Here is an 18,773-nt window from a genome sequence, read left to right as displayed (position 1 = left end):
TTTAGGATAGCGCCTCGGGACCAGCAGTAATTTTGACAGCCGTCATTGCGTGCAGTATACTTGTTCCATGGATACTCCCTATGCCATGAAGAAGACGGTTGCGAGTGGGGTCCACGAGGCCTGTGAGGCGGTGAAGGAGGCCCTCTCCCGCGAAGGGTTCGGCATCCTCTGTGAGATCGACGTGCAGGCCACGCTCAGGGCCAAGCTCGGAAAAGAGGTGGAGCCCTACGTGATTCTCGGGGCGTGCAACCCGCCTCTCGCCCACGAGGCCCTCTCGCTGGAAGAGGACATCGGGCTCATGCTCCCCTGCAATGTGGTGGTGTATCGAAAGGAAGGTCACACCGTGGTGGCGGCCATACGGCCCACCAGGGCCATGGAGGTAGTGGGGAACCCACGCCTCCTCGAGGTGGCATCCCAGGTGGAGGAGAAGCTCGCGCGGGTGATCGAGCATGTCGGATAGGGCTACCGCGCGTACGCGACGCAGGTACGACAGGTTCGCCCGGTTCTACGACAGGGTGGAGGCGTGGGTGGAGGAACGGCTCTTCGCCCCCTGGCGGCGCGAGACCCTCTCACAGGTCTCGGGGAAGGTGCTGGAGATAGGGGTGGGCACGGGAAAGAACCTCCCCTACTATCCCGAGGGGGTGGAGCTCGTGGGGATCGATCTCAGCCCGAAGATGCTCGAACGCGCAAAGGCCCGTGCCGAAAAACTGTCCCGTGAGGTCACCCTGCTCGAGATGGACGCACAGGAGCTCTCGTTTCCCCCTGCTACCTTCGATTTTGTGGTGGGGACGTTCGTCCTCTGTTCCATCCCGGACCCGGTGAGGGCCCTGAGAGAGGCTGTCCGGGTGCTCAAGCCAGGGGGGAGGCTCATCTTCCTCGAGCATGTGCTCAGCAGACACCCCCTCATCGCATTCTGGGAGCACCTCCACAATCCTCTCACGAGGAGCCTCTTTGGATTCAACGTGAACAGGGATACCAGGGGCAACATCCTGAAGGCAGGACTCGCGCTCGAGAGAGACGAGATCCTCGGCCTTGTTGATGTCTTCAGACGCTTTGTGTGCGCTCTCCCTTGAAGGAGGCCTATCTATCATGAAGGGAGGAACGTATGACCCGTTATCGATGTCCTACCTGTGGTATGACCTTCGAGCAGGAAGGGGTGTGTCCTATGGACGGGACGCCCCTCGTACCGGCTCCTGAGGAATCTCCCCATTCGAGGGGCGGAATGGGCTCCCTTCACGAGGATGCTCCCGCGTCCCATCGGCACGATCACGGATCGGCCCCGACGCACTCCCCCCATGGCAATCACCCTCCCCACCATGAGGGGCACGAGGACCATGAGCACCACGGGGGGGTCACCGGAGAGACCGGGCACGCACACCATGAGCACCATACAGGGCACTCCGGAGAGGCCGGGCACGCCCACCATGGACATGAGCACCACGGGGGGCACGATCATGCGGAACATCACAAGGCCATGATCCGCGACTTCAGGAGGAGGTTCTTCGTCTCGCTTCTCCTCACCCTTCCCATACTGGCCCTCTCGCCCCTCATTCAGGAGGTCTTCGGTTTCTCTTTCGACCTTCCCGTTCAGGAGTACCTCCTGTGGGCCCTCTCGAGCCTTGTCTTCTTCTACGGCGGGTGGCCCTTCCTTGTAGGGGGACGAGACGAGATTCAGCGCAGACAACCCGGGATGATGACCCTCATCGCCCTCGCCATCTCGGTGGCCTATGTGTACAGCACCGCGGTGGTCTTTGGGCTTTCCGGAAAGTTCTTTTTCTGGGAGCTCGCCACCCTCATCGACGTGATGCTCCTGGGCCATTGGATCGAGATGGCCTCCGTACTCGGGGCCTCACGTGCGCTGGAGAAGCTCGCCCAACTCCTGCCTGACACCGCCCACAAGGTGGAGGGGGAGGAGGTGGTGGACGTGCGTACCTCCGAGCTTGCCGCTGGTGATCTGGTACTCGTGAAGGCGGGGGAGAAGATCCCTGCGGATGGTGAAGTGGTGAAGGGGACCAGCTATGTGAACGAGTCCATGCTCACAGGGGAGTCCGTGCCGGTGAAGAAGGGACCTGGGGATGGGGTGATAGGTGGTTCGGTGAACGGAGATGGCGTGCTCACGGTGCGCATCACCGGTACGGGCGAGGACTCCTATCTCCAAAAGGTGATCCACCTCGTCGAAGAGGCGCAGCGGACCAAGTCGAAGACCCAGCGGCTCGCCGATAGGGCGGCGCAGTGGCTCACCTTCATCGCCATAGGGGCGGGATCCCTCACCTTTGTGCTCTGGATGGTCTTCACAGGGGATCTCGCTGCTGCCATCGAGCGGATGGTCACGGTGATGGTCATCACCTGCCCCCACGCCCTGGGGCTCGCCGTACCCCTGGTGGTGGCGGTCTCTACTTCACTTTCGGCCCGCAACGGGCTTCTCATACGGAACCGCACGGCATTTGAGAACGCGAGGAAGATCTCCACCGTGGTCTTCGACAAGACCGGCACCCTCACCGAGGGGAGGTTCGGTGTGGCAGGGGCGGCGGCCTTTGTGGGATCCGAAGAGGAGCTGCTCACCCTGGCGGCCTCGCTCGAGCGCAATTCCGAGCACCCGGTGGCGCGGGGGATAGTGGAGGAGGCCGAGAAGAGGGGCCTTGCGCCTCTCCCTGTGGAGGACTTCTCCGTGAGGAAGGGCGAGGGGGTTGAGGGCGTGGTGAACGGGAGGAGGATCGCCCTCCTCAGCCGTCGCGCCCTCGAGGAGGGGGGGTACACGGTTCCCGAGACCGAGGGTTCCCACATAGGCACGCTGGTCTACGTGGTGGAGGAGGGGAAGGTGCGAGGGGCCGTTGTGCTCGCCGACAGGATACGGCCGGAGTCTCGTGAGGCGGTACGCACACTCCAGAAGAAGGGGATACGGTGCTGGATGCTCACCGGCGACAACAGAAAGGTGGCGGAGGCGGTGGCGAAGGAACTGGGTCTCGATGGGGTGTTCGCCGAGGTCCTTCCCCATGAGAAGCAGGAGAAGGTGAAGGAACTCCAGGCCAAGGGCGAGTTCGTCGCCATGACCGGAGACGGGATCAACGACGCCCCGGCGCTCGCCCAAGCGGATGTGGGGATCGCGATCGGTTCCGGCACGGACATAGCTGCAGAGACTGCCGATATCATCCTGGTACACGACAGCCCGGCGGACGTGGCGGCCCTCATAGAGTTCGGACGGGCCACCTATCGGAAGATGGTGCAGAACCTCCTCTGGGCAACAGGCTACAACGTGGTGGCGATTCCCCTTGCTGCAGGGGTCCTGTATCCTCTCACCGGCCTCCTCCTCTCACCTGCCGTGGGGGCGGCCCTCATGTCGCTGAGTACGGTGATCGTGGCCGTCAATGCGAGCTTCCTCAGGGTGAGGCGTTGATCGGCCGGGAGTGGCCTGGGGGCAGACAAGGGTCGCCCACAGGTGTACTCTCCTCCATCCCCCGTTGAGAGGGGGAACCGAGGCACGGGGAGCACCGAGGGCCTCACTTCACGCCGTAGGCCGCGAAGATGCTCACCGAGGCGCTCCCGCACCCGCAGGCCGCGCAGCAGGTTTCGTCTTCCATGGCATCCCACTGAGAGGCCACTTCGTCGAAGTACCCGTTGCCGGTCATGGTCCCCTCCTATGGCGTGTCCGACTGCTCCACAGTAGAGGAATTCTTCCAGCGTGTGAATCCCCTCACGAGATCGCGTGATCGGATGCCGTGGAACTATGGTCCGTAAATCTTACTGAAATACTGGATATTTTTTGCAGAAAGGATATATTTTACTAGTGAATCCTCGTATGAAGGAGCGTTCATGAGACGGGTACCGATAGTGCTCATCCTCTTTGGACTTGTCATCCTCTCCGGAGGGGCCCTACTCACGGCCCTCGGCGCAAGAGAGGGTGCGGAGCCGAGCCCCCGGCCCGAGGCGGCCTCCCCCTCGCCGGCAGACCTTCCCTTTTACACCATGGAGGAGGTGGCCCGGCGCGCCGAGGCCGGTGAGTGCTGGATGGTGATCCACGGCAAGGTCTACGACCTCACCGAGTTCGTGGCCCGGCATCCGGGAGGCAAGGCCATACTCGAAGGCTGCGGCACGGATGCCACCGAGCTCTTCGAGACCAGACCCATGGGCTCGGGCACGCCCCACTCCGAGAGGGCGCGGGCCCTCCTGGAGACCTACCTGGTAGGCTACCTCAAGGAAGAGGAGACGCGCTGATGTTCCTCTCGATCGCCTACTACCCCATTCTGGGTAAACCCCTCATCTTCTGGCTGGGCGTGGTGAGTATCCTCTCCCTCATCATCACCGTGGGATTCGCCTATGCGGCGCGGAGACGGAAGATCCCCCTCACGTGGCACATGCGGATGGGGAAGCTCACCCTCCTCCTCGCGCTCCTCCACGGACTCCTCGCCCTGGGGGCGTACCTCTAGTTCTTCCTGGTCGAAGAAGGAGGCGAGGGGCGACTGCTTGTCCCTTGGGACGTAACGGAGTACCTTTACACAAACACCGAGACAGGAGGTTCTATGTCCTATCAATATGATCTCGTGGTCCTGGGAAGCGGTCCCGGGGGGTACGTGGCTGCCATACGGGCGTCCCAGCTCGGCCTCAAGACCGCGGTGGTGGAGAAGGACAAGCTCGGCGGCGTCTGCCTCAACATAGGATGCATCCCCTCGAAGGCCCTCATCCACATGGCCACCCTCTACCGCCAGGCGCAGGAGACCCTCTCCCGCACCGGGGTGAAGGTGGATACCTCCGGGTTCGACTACGAGAAGGTCTTCTCCTACTCGCGACAGGTGGCGGACAGGCTCAGCAAGGGGGTGCAATTCCTCCTCAAGAAGAACAAGGTGGATGTGATCACAGGGGAAGGGGTGCTGGAGGATCCCCACACCGTGCGTGTGGGTGATGCCCGCTACACCGGAAAATACATCCTCGTGGCCACGGGCTCCTCGCCCCGGAGCATCCCCGGCTTCGAGATCGACGAGGAGGTGGTGCTCTCGTCCACGGGTGCCCTCATGCTCAAGGACCTGCCCCCGCGCATCATCATCCTGGGCGGCGGAGCGGTGGGGATGGAGTTCGCCTATATCTTCAACAGCTTCGGGGTAGAGGTGACGGTGGTGGAGATGCTCGATCAGGTCCTGCCCTTCATGGACCACGAGGTGGTCGAGGTGCTCGTGAAGGAGTTTGCGAAGCGGGGGATCACCATCCTCACCTCCACGAAGGCCACCGCCCTCAAGAAGACCGACGCGGGGGTGACCCTCACGGTGGAGGGCCCCGAGGGGAGCCGGGAGCTTGCAGCGGAGAAGCTCCTCGTCTCCATAGGCCGCGCCCCCAACACCAGGGGCATCGGCCTCGAGGAGATAGGCGTGCAGCTCGATGAGCGGGGCTTCGTGAAGGTGGGCGACTACTACCAGACGGCGGTGGAAGGGGTGTACGCCATCGGCGACATCCTGCCTACGCCGCAGCTTGCCCACGTGGCCTCCAAGGAGGGCGAGATCGCGGTGCTCCACATGGCGGGCAGGCCCAAGGAGAAGGTGTTGCCCCAGGAGGAGATTCCCTCCGCGGTGTACACCGAGCCGCAGGTGGCCGGGTTTGGCCTCACCGAGAAGGAGGCGAAGGAGAAGGGTCTCTCCTACAAGACCGCGGTCTTCCCCTTCAGGGGAGTGGGCAAGGCGGTGGCCGTGGGAGAGGCGGACGGGTTCGTGAAGCTCCTCTACGATCCTGAGACCGAGGAGATCCTGGGTGCCTTCATCGTGGGACCTGAGGCGACCGAGCTCGTCCACGAGCTCCTCCTCGCGAAGCGGAGCGAGCTCCTCCTCGACGACATCTCCCACATGGTCCATGCCCATCCCTCCCTCTCGGAGGGGGTCATGGAGGCGGCCCGCATGGCCCAGGGCTGGGCCATCCACGTCTAGCCTGGTACCCGTTCGGACATCTTGTGCCCTCCCCGGTGGGGAGGGTTTTTTCTTGACAGATCGCACGATGTGGGGTACCACTTGTGGAGAGACCGCACAAGGAGTCTGCCATGGATCTTCTCTACTCCGGCCGTATCTTCCTCTCCCTCCTCACGGGCTACCTCCTCGGTTCGTTCCTCCCGGCCTACTTCCTCTCGCTCGGGTTCAGGGGCACGGACATCCGCACCGTGGGCGACGGCAATCCGGGAGTGGTGAACGCGGCCCGAAGCATGGGGCTCGCCTACGGGATCGTGACCGCACTCTACGATGTCACCAAGCCCCTCATCGCCCTCTACGCAGCCTACAGCCTCTTCCGCCTCCCCCTTCCGCTCGCGTATCTGGCGGGCTTCTGCGCCATCCTGGGCCACAAGTATCCCTTCTACCTGGGGTTCAAGGGCGGACGAGGCATCGCCGCCACGGTGGGGCTCTTCCTCTTCCTCTTTGCCATGCTCCTGGTGACCGGTGTCCCACCGATGGAGAGCGTGGCCTTCTTCGCCTTTGCGGGGCTCTACGCCCTCATCTTCCTGCTCGCCACCCATGGGAGCGGCGACCTCTTCGCGGTCACCATCCTCCCCATGACAGGCCTCTGGCTCGCCCTCCATGTGGAGGACCTGCTCTCACTCGCCGTGGTCTGGGTGCTGTTGGGCATGATCTCGTACGAGGCGGCGAAGAACCTCGGCCGTGACGGGATCGCCCTCTATCCCGAGAAGAGCACCTCCTGGCGTGTGCTCGCCCGTCCCCTCGCCCTCGTCTTCATCCCCATCGATCTCTTCGTGGGCCGCTGGCTCGTCTACCTGCTCCTCGGGCTCGTGCTGGGCCTCTTCTTCGTCCTCGACCTCCTCAGGCTCCTCCTCCCCGTGATGGAAGAGCGGCTCCAGATGGAGATCGCCACGGACCTTAAGATCTTCAAGAAGAAGGAGGAGGGCCGCATCTCTTCCATCACCACCTTCCTGTTCGGGATCCTCCTGTGCTTCCTGCTCTTCGACCGGTACGTGGCCTACGCCGCGGTGGGTTTCGTGGCCCTTGGGGACATGTTCGGCAAGATCGTGGGGATCAACTTCGGCAGGCTGGTGCTCTTCAGGCGTTCCTCGAAGACCCTCGAGGGCACGCTCGGCTTCCTCGCAGCGGCGCTGGGCGTGGGATTCTTCCTTTGGGTAAGCGGGGCCCTGCCCCTGCACGTGCTCGTGGTGGGGGCCCTGAGCGCCGCGGTGGTCGAGGCCCTTCCCGGCCAGGTGGACGATAATTTCAGCGTCTCTGTGGTCTCGGGCGTCCTCATGGCCCTTGCCCTCAGGTTCCTCTAGCGAAGGGCCGGGTAGGAGGCGCGTTTCTTGAGCTCGTAGGGAAGGAAGTGGAGGTAGATCCACGTGAAGAGCTGCCTCACCCAGCCCCGCTTCTCGAACCGTCGGGTGGAGGAGAAGACCTGGTCCGTGGGGAGGTAGAAGTACCTGCCCCGCTTCTTGCAGGCCGCCAGGAGCCTGGTGTCCTCGCCGAAGGCGAGTGCCTCGTCGAACCGCACCTCGCGGAGGATGTCGCGCCGCACGATCTGGATGGAACGCGTGGTGCGCGTGACCCTGTTGGCGAAGTTGTAGAAGGCGTACCAGGCCCGTGCCTTGGGCGTCTCGGGCCAGGGTCGCAGCCGCACCATGCCGCAGGCCGGGTTGTCGGTGCGGTGTGAGAGGAGGAACTCGTTGAGTTCCCGAAGGAAGCCGGGGAGCGGGTAGGTGTCCGCATCGAGGAAGATGACCCAGTCCGCCTGGGGCGCGCATGCCGCGATCCCAGCGTTCTTGGCCCGGGAGACCCCGTGCTGTGCCACGTGGAGGATGCGCCAGTGGGGGAGGGCGGTCTCTTCCACCACCTCCCTCGTGCGATCCGATGAGCCGTTTTCCACGATGATGACCTCGAGGCACTCCTGTGGGTAGTCTTCCCGGGAAAGATGGGTGAGGGTCTTCGCGATGTATCGTTCCTCGTTGTAGGCCGGGATGATGACGGAGAAGAAGAGGGGCCTCGTCCGCCCCTCCGTGCCGGTCTCAGATGAGGGATGGGTATCTCGCATAGTGTGTGAGTCTATCAGATCGTGTGGGTGCGGGGCAAGGGAAACGTGTGCCTACCCGGCTTTGACCACCTCTACCGCGTGAAGGACCTGCTGGGGGGTGAGGGGCTTTATGAGGAGTGCCCGGGGATTGAGGGCCTTCACCTTCTGGAGGATGGGCTCGTTCGCATACCCTGTGATGAAGATGACGGGGATCCCCTGCTGGATGAGCTCCCTGCCCAGGTCGATCCCCTCGAAGTGACCGCCCAGGTTGAGGTCCATGATGACCACGTGGGGTGTGAGGGCTGCCACGAGGGACCGTACCTCATCGGGAGCGGCGACCGGGCCTTCCGCGTGATAGCCTGCCTCTTTGAGCATCTCCTTGATCGCGAGGCCCACGAGGAGTTCGTCTTCCACCACGAGGATGCGGGGAGATTCGCGTGAGTCTTTCATCCCCTCACCCACGGTAACCGAATAAAGCCGGACTCTTTCCTCTCCCCTCCGGGAGGGAAGACTGACGCCTTGACATATTTGGTATACTCCTCCTTACTCCTTGTTCGACTTCATTTTACTCCGGTTTTGATGAGATGTCAAAGTATTTCTTCACGCCGAGCCCTCTTCTTCCAGGAGAAGTTCTGCTGCGAGTCTGGCGGCGGTGCCCACTACCTCGGCGCATTTCGTGGCGTGATCCGGGATTTCAATCCCAACAGACTCGAGCGGTACCTCGCCGTCTGCCGCTCCGCCGGGGTGGAACCGATCGTCGTGTTGAGCAAGGTGGATACGGTATCCGGGATGCGGGTGGAAGAGGTCACGGGGCAGGTACGGCGGCGTCTCGGGGAGATCCCCCTCGTGGCGATAAGCAACACCACACGTCGGGGGTATGGGGACCTGATGCGACTCCTGAAGAGGACCAAGACGTACTGCATGCTCGGCTCGTCCGGGGTCGGGAAGTCGACGCTGGTGAACAACCTCGCCTGCCGGGCAAGGATGAAGACCGGGGCGGTGAGTGAGCATACGAAGAAGGGGACGCATGTGACCGAGAGGGCCGCCTATGAGAACTACCTCAGGGTGAGGAAAGAGCAGGGATACTTCGGAGCCACGCTGAGAGGGCACCTGGACTCTTCATCCCCCTGGGGTGAGGGTCCGGGCCCCTCATCGCAGGGCGTGAATCCAGAGGGAGAGGGCGGTGGAGGCGAGGAGTACGGCGAGGGTGATGTTGAGGGCGAGTCTCGCCCGCTCGTTGCTCATGCGGGTGCGGATGGCGCTTCCTCCCAACGCCCACAGGGAGACTGAGAGGAAGGTGATGAAGGCGAGGAGGAGGGATGAGGTGAGGGGCCAGGGGATGGTCTTTGGGAGGTTTCTCAGGAAGGTGGTGTGGAGGGCAAGGGCGTAGATGAGGCCTTTGGGGTTTACGAACTGGAGGAGGAGTCCGGAGGGGAATCCGAGCGGGGGGTGGGGTTTGGTTTCCACGTCGTACTGGGCCTTCAGGATGTGAACGGCGAGCCACAGGATGTAGAGCCCGCCGAGGAGGGAGATGGGGACCTCGATCCAGGAGAGGTGCTGCAGGATGAGGGTGGAGAGGAGGGAGGCGATCGTGAGTAAGATGAAGAATCCTGTGCTGATACCCAAGAGATAGGGCAGGGTGTTCCGGTACCCGTGCGAGAGTGCCATGGATGCACTGCTTATGTTGTTCGGTCCCGGGGTGAGGCTGGTTATGAGCACGAAGGTCGTCGTGGCGATGAGGTCCATGAGGTCTCCTGATCGTGAGGGTGTGAGGGAGGTTATATCATGAAGAGGTGGGTATGTCAGCGTGGGGGGAAGGGGAGGTGATCCAGGAGGTGGATGGCGGTGGTGAGGGTCTGGCGGCTCGCTTCCTCGAGGGGAAGTCCGGGGGTACGGCGCTCTATCGAGGCGAGAAGGGGGAGGAGGGTGGTCCAGAGGGTGCGTGCCTCGTCCGGGAGGGTGTCGAACTGGAGGCGCGAGAAGAGGGGTGGGAGGTCGTCGAGCGAGGCCCTGTAGGTGGTGATGGTCTGGGAGATGGCCTGTGGTGCAGGCGGTGGGGGGAGGGGGTGGGTGGGGGAGGCGGGGGCGGTGATGCGGAAGGTGCCCGGGGCTGTCGCTTCCACCGTGCAGCCTGCCTCGGCGAGGGAGGCGAGGAGTGTGGTGCGGTAGTGGGTGAGGAGGGGGCTGGTTGGTGGGTCGTCGGTGCCGTGGATGCGGGTGAGGGTGAGGCCGAGGAGGCCGGTGAGGAGGGGGGTGGTGCGGGTGCCCTGTGAGAGGAGGTAGGGCCAGAGGAAGGTGCCGGGGGGGTAGGGGAGGAGGTGGGGGTAGGCGAAGTCGGTGCCGGCCAGGAGGATCTCGCGGGCGCCGTGGGAGAGGGCGAAGAGGGTGAGGGTGGCGGCCACGTTGCCGGTGTGGGAGGGGATGGAGGGGAGGGGGAGGTGTGCGGCGAGGTATCGGTGGAGGGGGTGGGGGCCTGCGGCGAGGAGAGGAGAGGGGAGGGTGCGGACGAGGGAGGGGGGGGCGGCGAGGTCGAGGAGCACGGGGAAGGTGGGGGTTGGGAGGCCTGTGTAGTGGAGGAGGGTGTAGGGTTGGCAGTCGATGCTCGCGGCGAGGAGGGGGGTGAGGCCGTGGTGGTGGAGGAGGGGGAGGCTGGTGTCGGAGGCGAGGGTGGGGAGGTGGGCGAGGGAGGGGAGGGTGCGGAGGAGGGAGGGGCCTGCGCCGGTGATGGCGAGGCGGGGAGGGAGAGGGGGGAGGGGGGTGTTTCGGGTGAGGTGGGGGAGGTTGAGGAGGGTGTTGCGCATCCAGGTGGTGCCGAAGCGTGCCTGGGTGGCGTAGTCGGTGTGCATGGCCTCGAGCGTGGTGAGGGTGGTGGTGAGGAGGTGGTCGAATGCGTCCGGGTGGAGGAGGGTCCTGGATCGGAGGGGGATGACGGTGTAGGTGAGGTCGAGCGAGGGGATGAAGAGGCGGCTTATGGTCCGGGAGAGGAGGTCCGGGGAGGGGTCGAGGAGGAGGTGGATGCGGGGGTGGGCGAGGATCGGGGAGAGGTCGATGAGGGAGAGGAGGGCGGCGAGGAGGGAGGGGTCGTGCTCGAGGACGAGGATGTGGTGCACCCCGGGGGTGTCGAGGAGGACGGTGAGGTGGTAGCCTGCGCCGAGTCCGAGGACGATGCAGCAGCCTCTGGGGTGGTGGGCTTCGATGAGGCGCCGTGCTTCCCGGTGTGGGTCGATGCGTGAGTGGAGGGTCCGGATGCCTGTGGGGGTGGGAAGGGTGGGGACGGCCTCGCCGTGCGGGGTGCGGGTGAGGGTGAGTCCGGGGTGTGGTGGGGTGTGGGCGATGAGCCGGGCGAGGGAGGGGTCTTTGGCGCCGAGGGCCTGGAGGTTGCGGGCGAGCGTGGTGTTCATGTCTCGAGTCCGTAGGTGTGGCGGAGGATGTGGAAGAAGGTGCGGACCTCCTCGCGGAAGGTGCGGGTTTTCTCAAGGGTGACGGGCGGGGTGAGGAGGTGCCTGAAGGGAGGGCCTCCCAGGAGGAAGCCGAGTTCCGTGAAGCGGGGGTCGTCGGGGGAGAGGAGGGTGCGTTCTTCGAGGAGGTGGAGGAGGTCTCGGAGGATCCGCCTGCGGGTGGTGAGGGGTGGGGCGGGGTGTGGGGTGAGGTGGAGGGGGTGGGGTGCGGTGGTGGGCTCGGGGAGGGTGGGGGTTTCCTGCCAGCCGGGGAAGTGGTGGGGGGATGGGGTGATGCGGATGAGGGTGTGGGTGGGGGATGGGGGGTGGGAGGCAAACCAGCCGGCGTAGGTGGTGAGGGATTCGCTGGTGTGCCAGGGGGTTCCGGGGATGGGGCGGGTGTGGAGGAGGATGGGGGTGTGGCGGAGGTGGAGGAGGGGGGTGGTGCGGGTGGCTACGGTCTCCACGAGGGGGTCGAAGGTGTGGGGGCGTACGTGTTGCCAGGGGGGGAGGATGGCGAGGTCGAGTCCGGCCGTGAGGATGCGTGTGGCGCCGAGGGAGAGAGCGAGGAGGAGGGCGGTGCCGGCGACGGTGCCGTGGGGGCTGAGGCGGATGTGGGGGAGGGGGAGGAGGGAGAGGAGGGTCTGTTCGAGTGGGCTGTGGAGGGAGAGGGGGATGAGTCTGGCGTGTGGGGTGAGGGCGGCGGTGAGGGGGGCGAAGAGGGGGTGTCGGGTGGGAGGTGGGAGAGGTGGAGGCGGGCGTAGGGGGAGCCGTCGGTGGCGACGGCGGCGTGGGGGCGGATGCGGTGGGCGGAGAGGGCGGCGAGGGAGGAGGGGAGGGCCCAGAGGTGGTAGGGGGTGTGGGCGAGGGAGGGGAGGAGGGGGGTGAGGGAGGGGCCCGATGCTGCAATGAGGAGCTCGGGTGGGGGAGTTTCGGGAAGATAGTAGGTGTCGAAGATGAGGGTGTTCCGCACCAGGTTTCTGAGCCACCGCCTCCCCGAATGGAGGGAAGTGAGGATGGTGCCTGTCCTCTCCCTGACGAACTGTGCTACCAGGTCCCTGATCGTGCGGGAGGTATCCGGCCATATCCTGGCGGAGGGGGGCCATTCCAGCACCACGAGGCCGGGGACGAGGGTGTCGTGAATGTGCCGGGAGAGGAATCCCTCCACTGTCTCTGAAGTGCCGGGATACCAAAACGGTTCGGCCCCCTCGGCCTGTGAGGCGGGCTCCGGATCGTAGAATATACGGATCACCGGGATGTCGGGGAAACGTTCCTTGATGGCATTGAAGACATGTCCCTCTCCTGCACCGAGGAGGAGTATGCACGAGGGATGTGTCTTCCTGAGGGGTTCCTGCGCCTCTATGAATCGGAGTGCTTCCCTGCGTGGATCATAGGCGGAGTGGAGGCGGGGTCTCTCAGCCATGGACGTTCATGAAAAGAGTCGGGTATAGAGTGCCTCGGGGGGGGCCTCCCCTTCGGCGGGGGATGTCCAACGTGCCTGGAGGGCCACCGTGCACTGTCCGCCTCCTATCTGGAGGCAGAGCCTGTGCCATATCTGGTGGAGCACGAGTTCCACGTCCACGTCCTCGCCTGTGATTTCCAGGAGGAGGTGCTCACGATGGATGGCGAGGATGTTCCCTTTGTCCTTGAGGAGCCGGTTCACGAGTGCCGTGATGCACCCTGTGGTTCTCCTGTAGAAGAGGTCCTGGACGCTCAGGTCCAGTTTCTGTTGGAGGGGGGTGAGGGAGAGGGTGGCGAGGGAGAGCGGGCCGTGGTCTTCTTCGAGTATCGATGCGATCCGCTCCTCGCAGTCTTCCTTTCGGAGGGCGAGAGGTGGGTCTTCCTCCAGGATCTGGAAGAGGTGTTGCACGTCCCGGATGTGTGGCGTGCCCAGTTCCCTGAGTATGGTCGTGAGGGTCCCGATCTCGGAAGGGGAAGGGGGCCTGTTCGGTCCCTCGATTACCACGAGACTCAAGGGGAGGAAGAGCCGTTGCTCCGTGAAAGGGAGCAGAAGGATGCGGGAGGGGCTGGTCTTCGGGAAGATCTTTTCCTGTACGGGACGTCCCTCCGAGGGATCGGTGGAGGTGAGGAGGTCCACCACCTCGTCCCGTGAGAGCTCGGGAGGTTCTTCCCCTCCCCGGACGATCCAGGGGAGGTACCGCGTCCCCGCGAGGTCCGGAGCGTACCACACAGCCTTCTCGGGATTGAGGATACGCAGGAGCGCACGGAATGTCTCATGAATGTAGAGGAGGCATGCAGGGGTGGTGGTGAGGGTATGGATGAGGTATTCCAGCTGGTCCTGGAATCCTGGGGGTGACGATTCCCCGGGGCCCGGAGCGGCTGCCTGCGGCGTCTTTTTTTTTTCGTCTTGGGAGGGGGGTGAGAGCCGTGCGGCCCCTTCCCTATAGGCTCGTGCCTTCGAGTAGAGTCCACCACCTCCCTGTTGCTCTTTGAGTGTCTGCACTTTGTGGAGCAGTCCCATCGGTTACGACTCCAGACCGAGCTCTTCGAAGAGTCGCTTGTAGGTGTCGAAATAGGGGGATCGGGCGAATTCCTGGATCTTTTCCTCGGGAAGGGCCTCGAGGAGTTGGTCCATGTAGGAGAGGACGGCCCTCAGTTCCTCCTTCAAGGTGTCGGGGAGTCCGGTTCCCTCTCCCCCCGCGCCCCGCTCGCTCTCTTCCTTCTGGAAGGCCTCCTCCGCCACCCGGGAGACTTCTTCCATGTCCACTTCTTCCGGAAGGGATGGCTCCATCTCTACGGGTTCGGCAGTCTGGAGGAGGTCCTCTTCGGGCTGGAGCTCCTCGGGTTCCTCGACGGGTTCTTCCGTCTCTTCTCGAGGTGCGATGCTGAGTTCGAGTTCCTCCTCGGGCGGGGTTTCGGGCTCCTCTTCCGGGGTGATTCCCTCATAGGCCCCGTAGGCCTCCGCTTCTTCGGGTTCCTCTGTGATCTCGAGCTCCATCTCTTCTTCGGGGATCGCCTCGAGTCCTTCTATCGCGCTCTCCTCTTGCGCCACCTCCTCCATGGGGGCGGCCTCGAGTTCCTCGAGTGAGATCTCCTCCACGGCGGGCGGGATGGCCGTCTCGGAGGGGCCCTCTTCTTCCAGGGCCTGTTCCTCCGTTTCCTCTGTTTCCTCGGAGGGTTCCATCTCGAGTTCCTCGAGGGAGATCTCTTCGAGTTCCTCCTCGGAGGGGAGTGGGATCTCCTCTTCCACCTCGGGGATTTCTTCGGTGCTGAATTCCTCGAGTTCCTTGTTGTACGCCTCTATGATGTCCTCGGTTTCCGGTGTTTCCTCGTCCATGGAGAGAGGTTCTTCCACTTCTTCTCCGGTGAGGCCCTCTTCTTCCTTCTCTTCGATTTCCGCGGTGTTGAGGATGTTCTCGAGCTCTTCCCCGGTGAGGGCGATGGTCTCGTCCTCCTCTTCTTCGTCGAAGAATCCGCCTCCGGAGGGGAGGGCGGCTTCCTCCTCCCGGGAAGGGGTTTCCATCTCCTGGAATGCGCCGGTCTCCTCCATGGAGGAGGGTTCCTCTCCTGCCTGTGGTTCTTCCACGGCCGGGAAGGGTTCTTCTTCCGGAGGTGCGACGGGCGTCGAGGTGCTCCTCAGGGTGGAGAGTTCCGCCTTGAGGGATGCGAGTTCCTGTTTTATGGCGGCGAGTTCTTCCTCGATCCTGCTCAGGAGGTTCTCTTCGGGAGAGACTTCAGGCGGGGCCATGGTGTGGGGCTCCGCCGGTGTCTCCCGTGTCTCTTCCTCGCTCAGCGGGGCGCTCATGGCCTCGGCTACCGCGGCGATGTCGCTGAACTCCTCTTCGGGGGGGAGCTCGGGAAGTTCCGCGGATTCGAAGGGTTCGGAGCCCACGATGGGTTCCTCGGGTGCGGCTTCTTCAGGCGGGAGGATGGGTTCGAACTCCTCGTAGGTCTCTTCCGCCACGGGAGATTCCTCGAGGGGGATGGACGGTTCCTCCATGGAGGGGGCTTCCTCGGGGTGTGCTCCCTCACCGGGTTCCTCGAGAGAGGAGGGCGATGCTTCGACGGCTTCCTTCTGGAGTTCCGAGAGGTCCAGGTCGGATTCGAGCTCGAGTGAGGAGAGGTCCTCCTCTTCCACAGCCCGGGTTCCCCCTTCGATTTCTGCAGGCTCCTCTCCCCATGAGTCGGACGGAATTTCTTCGAGGGAGAGGGTGGTTTCAGAGGGCTCCTCGCTCTGGAGGGATTCGGAGGCCGGTTCGAGGGGAGGTGTGGGTGTCTCCTCTTCAGGGGAGGGGATCTCCTCGAGGGAGAGCGATTCCTCCGAGAGTTCTCCGAAGGGTTGCTCCTCCGGTGAGGGTGGGGTCTCTTCTTGCTGCGGGGGTTCCTCCGGGGGAAGGGCTTCTTCGGCGAGGAGGTCGGAAACGGGGATTTCCTCCACGGCCGCTTCGTCGCGGATCTCTTCCGGAGGGGTGCCCTCTTCCTCTCCCAGATCGATCTCGAGGAAGTCTCCGGCTTCGAGATCGCCGGAGAAGGTCTGCTCTTCGTAGGAGGACGGTTCTTCGGGCTCGAGTTCTTCTATCTCGAATTCTTCGAGGTCCACGTGCGGTGTGGCTTCTTCCCCGGTTTCTTCTTCGAGAGAGGGTTCGGGGGCCTCCTCGACGGAGGGTTCCTCCAAGGGTTTTTCCAGCGCGGATGTTTCCCGGGTCGTTTCCTCTTCGAAGAGTGGCTCTTCCGTCTCTCCGGAGGGGAAGGCCTCCAGGGTGGTCTCCCCTGCCTCCTCCTCGAAGGGAAAGGCCTGGAGGTCTTCGTCGAGCGTGGGTTCGGAGAGGGAGGCGCTAGAGGGCTCTTCGCCGGAGGGCTCTTCGAAGGGGGGTTCGAGGTCCTCGATCGAGGTCTCTTCCCCGGGGGCTCCACCTTCGAGGGAGAGTCCTTCGATTTCGGGATATTCGGTGCCTTCTTCTATGCCTCTGTTCTCGAGTTCGGAGAGGATGGCCTCTTCTTCCTCGGTGAGGCCGCTCTCTTCGGGGAGGACGAGTTCCTCTTCGTCGAAGGCGTCTTCGGGGATGTCCTCGGGTCCGGCTTTCACCCAGACCCCGTATTCTTCGAGGTTGTCTTCTGAGGGTTGAAGATCTTCTCGGTCCCGATCGGTCATGTACTCTCCCGTGCTGGGGCTGTTTTTTTCATCTTCGGCATGAGGGTCTCTCCATTTAAGTATAATGGTATGCCACTGCGTGTGCAATGTCAATGCGGAACACAGGATGCGGCTCCGAGATTAAGTCTCTGCGGGTTTCTACCGTAAGATAAGTGATGATGTGGCGCGTGTGGGTCTCCGTATGGGTATCGGTGGTGCTCTATCTGTCGCTCTCGCTCTTCTTCGGGAACCAGGGGCTCCTGGCGTACGCCCGGGTGTCCCGTGCGGTGGGGGCGATGGAGGAGAACCTCCGCGAGCTTTCTTTCATCCAGAACAGGCTCCAGGAACAGGTGCGGCTCCTCTCTTCCAGGGAGGAGGTGCGCAAGGAGGCCCGCCGGCTCCTCCTGGTGGGTGAGGGGGAGGGGGTGATCGATGTGCTGGGGCTTCCTGTACCGCAGGATCCGGTGAGTCCGGGGGCGGTGATCTTCTTCCAGGGTGCCGAGAGGGATGTGCGTCCCCTCCTCAGGGGGGTGGCCGTGAGTGTGGGGTTGCTGGTGTTCCTGCTGTCGTGGTTCGTGGTGCCGGCGGGCGAGCGGAGGAGGAGGGAGGGGGCTTCGTACGGGGTTCACAGGATGCAGCGGGCCTCGAGGTAGTAGCGTTTCTCTTCTGGTTCTCCGAGTGAAAAGCTTTTTCTCGGGAGTACGGTGCGGCGGGAGAGTGCCTCGAAGATGGTTTCCCGGGGGATGGGAGGGAGGAGGATGGCGGTGCCTTGGGGTGCGAGGTCCATGGTGTGGGTGAGGCCGTGGGTGTAGTCGATGTGAACCCCGGGGTGCCCTTCGAGGAAGGTGTCGAGGAGGGGTTGAAGGGTCTCCACGGGGAGGGTGGGGGTGGGGAGGAGGAGGTGGTGAGCCCGGGTTCCGTCGAAGAGGACGGCGGAGGAGGGATGGGTGTGGAGAAGGGTGGGGATGTCGTCGGGTGAGATGGGGCGATGGGTGGTCGCGTGGGGGGCGAGGTGGTCGAGAAGGGCGGGGAGGGGGGCGGCGAAGAGGATGCGGTGTATGGGTTCTATGGCGAGGCCGGGGTCGTGGATGCTCACCACTTCCACGAGGCTGTACCGGGCGGGGTGGGTGGGTGGGGCGCCTGCACGTAGGTGTTCTTCCCACAGGGTTTTGGCCGTGGCGAGGGAGTGATTGCCGTCTCCTACGGCGGCGATGATGCCCTGCTCGGCGAGGAGGGGGAGGGTGCGTTCCAGGTGGGGAAGGATCTCTTCCTCGGGGATGAAGGCGCCGGTCACGGTGCCGCCTCCGAGCATGAGGGGGGTGTGGTAGAGGGTGCGGCGGGGGGTGAGGGGGGCGATGAGGGGGGCACGGCGGTCGTCGACGAGGAGGAGGGTGTGGGGGAGTTCGAGGGGGGCGCCGCGGCGGATGCGGAGGCGGGGGGGGATGCGCTCGGGGACAGTGGCTTCGGTGGGGATGATAGAGGCGGAGGCGGGGTCCTGGTAGGAGTAGGCCTCCAGGTCCACGGAGAGGAGGAGGCCGGTTCTGGTGCGGCCGTAGGGGGTGGTGCGGCGGGTGAGGACGGCGCCGGGGGGGAGGGGGCGGAGGAGGCGGGAGTCCAGATAGGTGCGCATGGTGTGGTGGATACGGGCGATGCGCGCCTCGAGGTCGGGTTCGTCCAGGTGGACTTCGGGGAGGATGAGGTGGAGGGTGGAGGGGGCCTCCCCGACGATGCGCTCCACCTCGCGCCAGTACTCGGGCTGGGAGGTGAACTGATCGCAGGCGATCACGGCCCAGCGATGGAGGTCGATGTCCTCGCGTGGGAGGAGGATGGTGGTGGGGAGGAGGGGGAGACGTGGAAGTGCGTCCGGCGATGTGCTCTTGCTCATGCGCATACAATAGTGATCTCGTTCAGGGATGACAAGGTGTGCGTGTCTGTGTTCTACGAAAAAGTTGATACTGAGTGAAATATCCTTGACACGGACCCTGGGGTGGTATAATAATATGGCTAATGTATCCAATAGATTGATATTGAACATTAAAACAGATAAAATCCGGACACGGAGCCTTTTCCTCCGTGCGGTGATGTTGAGACAAGGAGAAGAGGTGTATGAGGCAATCCCGATCCTTCCCAAAGAGGAGGTTCCGAGGCGTCGATCTCACACGTGCACTGCGATGACCGTGCGCCCGGAGCGTACGGAAACGGGTCCGAGCGGGCACCTGGGGTGCGTCTCTCCTTCGTAACTGACGGGAGGAAATCCCTATTGTAGG

The 18,773-nt window shown here is 63.8% G+C and carries 19 protein-coding genes and 1 pseudogene; 9 read left to right on the top strand and 11 right to left on the bottom strand.

The window, feature by feature from the left end; all coding sequences use genetic code 11:
- Positions 1-67: 67 nt before the first annotated feature.
- Together STHERM_RS07430 and STHERM_RS07425 are read left to right on the top strand one after the other, a co-directional pair.
- The gene (locus STHERM_RS07430) at positions 68-460 is read left to right on the top strand and encodes a DUF302 domain-containing protein (RefSeq protein ID WP_013314274.1); all 393 of its coding nucleotides are present in this window, start codon (positions 68-70) and stop codon (positions 458-460) included.
- Positions 450-1,073 carry a class I SAM-dependent methyltransferase gene (locus STHERM_RS07425; protein WP_013314273.1) on the top strand — a complete coding sequence of 208 codons (624 nt, stop codon included), beginning with the start codon at positions 450-452 and terminating at the stop codon, positions 1,071-1,073. Before STHERM_RS07430 ends, STHERM_RS07425 begins: the two co-directional genes overlap by 11 nt.
- A gap of 14 nt (positions 1,074-1,087) precedes the next feature.
- On the opposite strand, the gene STHERM_RS12035 is transcribed toward STHERM_RS07425, so the two are convergent.
- A complete protein-coding gene (locus tag STHERM_RS12035; RefSeq protein WP_237223214.1) occupies positions 1,088-1,465 on the bottom strand; it encodes a hypothetical protein in 378 nt (125 codons plus the stop codon).
- A 9-nt stretch (positions 1,466-1,474) separates the two neighbouring features.
- Between STHERM_RS12035 and STHERM_RS07420 the strand changes: the two genes are divergently transcribed.
- Positions 1,475-3,394 (top strand): copper-translocating P-type ATPase, encoded by a 1,920-nt coding sequence (locus STHERM_RS07420; RefSeq protein ID WP_202795451.1) that lies wholly within the window; start codon positions 1,475-1,477, stop codon positions 3,392-3,394.
- Positions 3,395-3,497: 103 nt separating this feature from the next.
- Here the strand turns inward: STHERM_RS07420 and STHERM_RS12560 are convergent, their stop codons facing one another.
- Complete coding sequence (locus STHERM_RS12560; protein WP_257719902.1) at positions 3,498-3,626, bottom strand: hypothetical protein; 129 nt, start codon at positions 3,624-3,626, stop codon at positions 3,498-3,500.
- A gap of 184 nt (positions 3,627-3,810) precedes the next feature.
- On the opposite strand from STHERM_RS12560, the gene STHERM_RS07415 reads away from it, so the two are divergent.
- The 4 genes from STHERM_RS07415 (at position 3,811) to STHERM_RS07400 (ending at position 7,246) form a co-directional block, all read left to right on the top strand.
- Positions 3,811-4,212: a cytochrome b5 domain-containing protein gene (locus tag STHERM_RS07415; protein ID WP_013314271.1), complete on the top strand. Its 402-nt coding sequence runs from the start codon at positions 3,811-3,813 to the stop codon at positions 4,210-4,212.
- Positions 4,212-4,424, top strand: a complete 213-nt coding sequence (locus tag STHERM_RS07410) for a hypothetical protein (RefSeq protein WP_013314270.1) — start codon at positions 4,212-4,214, stop codon at positions 4,422-4,424. The genes STHERM_RS07415 and STHERM_RS07410 overlap by 1 nt, the downstream gene beginning before the upstream one ends.
- Positions 4,425-4,517: 93 nt before the next feature.
- A complete protein-coding gene (gene lpdA, locus STHERM_RS07405) occupies positions 4,518-5,906 on the top strand; it encodes a dihydrolipoyl dehydrogenase (RefSeq protein ID WP_013314269.1) in 1,389 nt (462 codons plus the stop codon).
- A gap of 110 nt (positions 5,907-6,016) precedes the next feature.
- Positions 6,017-7,246 carry a glycerol-3-phosphate acyltransferase gene (locus STHERM_RS07400; RefSeq protein ID WP_013314268.1) on the top strand — a complete coding sequence of 410 codons (1,230 nt, stop codon included), beginning with the start codon at positions 6,017-6,019 and terminating at the stop codon, positions 7,244-7,246.
- On the opposite strand, the gene STHERM_RS07395 is transcribed toward STHERM_RS07400, so the two are convergent.
- Together STHERM_RS07395 and STHERM_RS07390 are read right to left on the bottom strand one after the other, a co-directional pair.
- Positions 7,243-7,998 (bottom strand): glycosyltransferase family 2 protein, encoded by a 756-nt coding sequence (locus tag STHERM_RS07395; RefSeq protein WP_013314267.1) that lies wholly within the window; start codon positions 7,996-7,998, stop codon positions 7,243-7,245. The two genes, STHERM_RS07400 and STHERM_RS07395, sit on opposite strands and share 4 nt — an antisense overlap.
- A gap of 51 nt (positions 7,999-8,049) precedes the next feature.
- Positions 8,050-8,427, bottom strand: a complete 378-nt coding sequence (locus STHERM_RS07390; protein ID WP_013314266.1) for a response regulator — start codon at positions 8,425-8,427, stop codon at positions 8,050-8,052.
- Between the two features lie 129 nt (positions 8,428-8,556).
- Here STHERM_RS07390 and rsgA point away from each other — a divergent pair.
- Positions 8,557-9,009, top strand: a pseudogene (gene rsgA, locus STHERM_RS11485) (GTPase RsgA); the annotation flags it as partial.
- Positions 9,010-9,126: 117 nt separating this feature from the next.
- Here rsgA and STHERM_RS07385 read toward each other — a convergent pair.
- The 6 genes from STHERM_RS07385 to STHERM_RS07365 are packed head-to-tail and all read right to left on the bottom strand — an operon-like array spanning position 9,127 to position 16,527.
- Positions 9,127-9,723 carry a LysE family translocator gene (locus tag STHERM_RS07385; protein WP_013314264.1) on the bottom strand — a complete coding sequence of 199 codons (597 nt, stop codon included), beginning with the start codon at positions 9,721-9,723 and terminating at the stop codon, positions 9,127-9,129.
- Positions 9,724-9,779: 56 nt separating this feature from the next.
- Positions 9,780-11,378, bottom strand: a complete 1,599-nt coding sequence (locus STHERM_RS07380) for a 6-hydroxymethylpterin diphosphokinase MptE-like protein (protein WP_013314263.1) — start codon at positions 11,376-11,378, stop codon at positions 9,780-9,782.
- The gene (locus STHERM_RS11875) at positions 11,375-11,881 is read right to left on the bottom strand and encodes a hypothetical protein (RefSeq protein ID WP_052295673.1); all 507 of its coding nucleotides are present in this window, start codon (positions 11,879-11,881) and stop codon (positions 11,375-11,377) included. The genes STHERM_RS07380 and STHERM_RS11875 overlap by 4 nt, the downstream gene beginning before the upstream one ends.
- The gene (locus STHERM_RS11870; protein ID WP_052295672.1) at positions 11,869-12,837 is read right to left on the bottom strand and encodes a hypothetical protein; all 969 of its coding nucleotides are present in this window, start codon (positions 12,835-12,837) and stop codon (positions 11,869-11,871) included. The genes STHERM_RS11875 and STHERM_RS11870 overlap by 13 nt, the downstream gene beginning before the upstream one ends.
- 6 nt (positions 12,838-12,843) lie before the next feature.
- Positions 12,844-13,896, bottom strand: a complete 1,053-nt coding sequence (locus tag STHERM_RS07370) for a hypothetical protein (RefSeq protein WP_013314261.1) — start codon at positions 13,894-13,896, stop codon at positions 12,844-12,846.
- Between the two features lie 3 nt (positions 13,897-13,899).
- The gene (locus tag STHERM_RS07365; RefSeq protein WP_013314260.1) at positions 13,900-16,527 is read right to left on the bottom strand and encodes a hypothetical protein; all 2,628 of its coding nucleotides are present in this window, start codon (positions 16,525-16,527) and stop codon (positions 13,900-13,902) included.
- Positions 16,528-16,685: 158 nt separating this feature from the next.
- On the opposite strand from STHERM_RS07365, the gene STHERM_RS07360 reads away from it, so the two are divergent.
- Positions 16,686-17,159 carry an FtsB family cell division protein gene (locus tag STHERM_RS07360; protein WP_237223212.1) on the top strand — a complete coding sequence of 158 codons (474 nt, stop codon included), beginning with the start codon at positions 16,686-16,688 and terminating at the stop codon, positions 17,157-17,159.
- On the opposite strand, the gene STHERM_RS07355 is transcribed toward STHERM_RS07360, so the two are convergent.
- Positions 17,132-18,391 (bottom strand): DUF1015 domain-containing protein, encoded by a 1,260-nt coding sequence (locus tag STHERM_RS07355; protein ID WP_257719901.1) that lies wholly within the window; start codon positions 18,389-18,391, stop codon positions 17,132-17,134. The two genes, STHERM_RS07360 and STHERM_RS07355, sit on opposite strands and share 28 nt — an antisense overlap.
- Positions 18,392-18,773: the final 382 nt, after the last annotated feature.

It is taken from the genome of Spirochaeta thermophila DSM 6192, assembly GCF_000147075.1.
In the GTDB taxonomy this organism is placed as follows: Bacteria; Spirochaetota; Spirochaetia; order Winmispirales; family Winmispiraceae; genus Winmispira; species Winmispira thermophila_A.
This window is presented reverse-complemented; position numbering and strand designations above follow the sequence as displayed.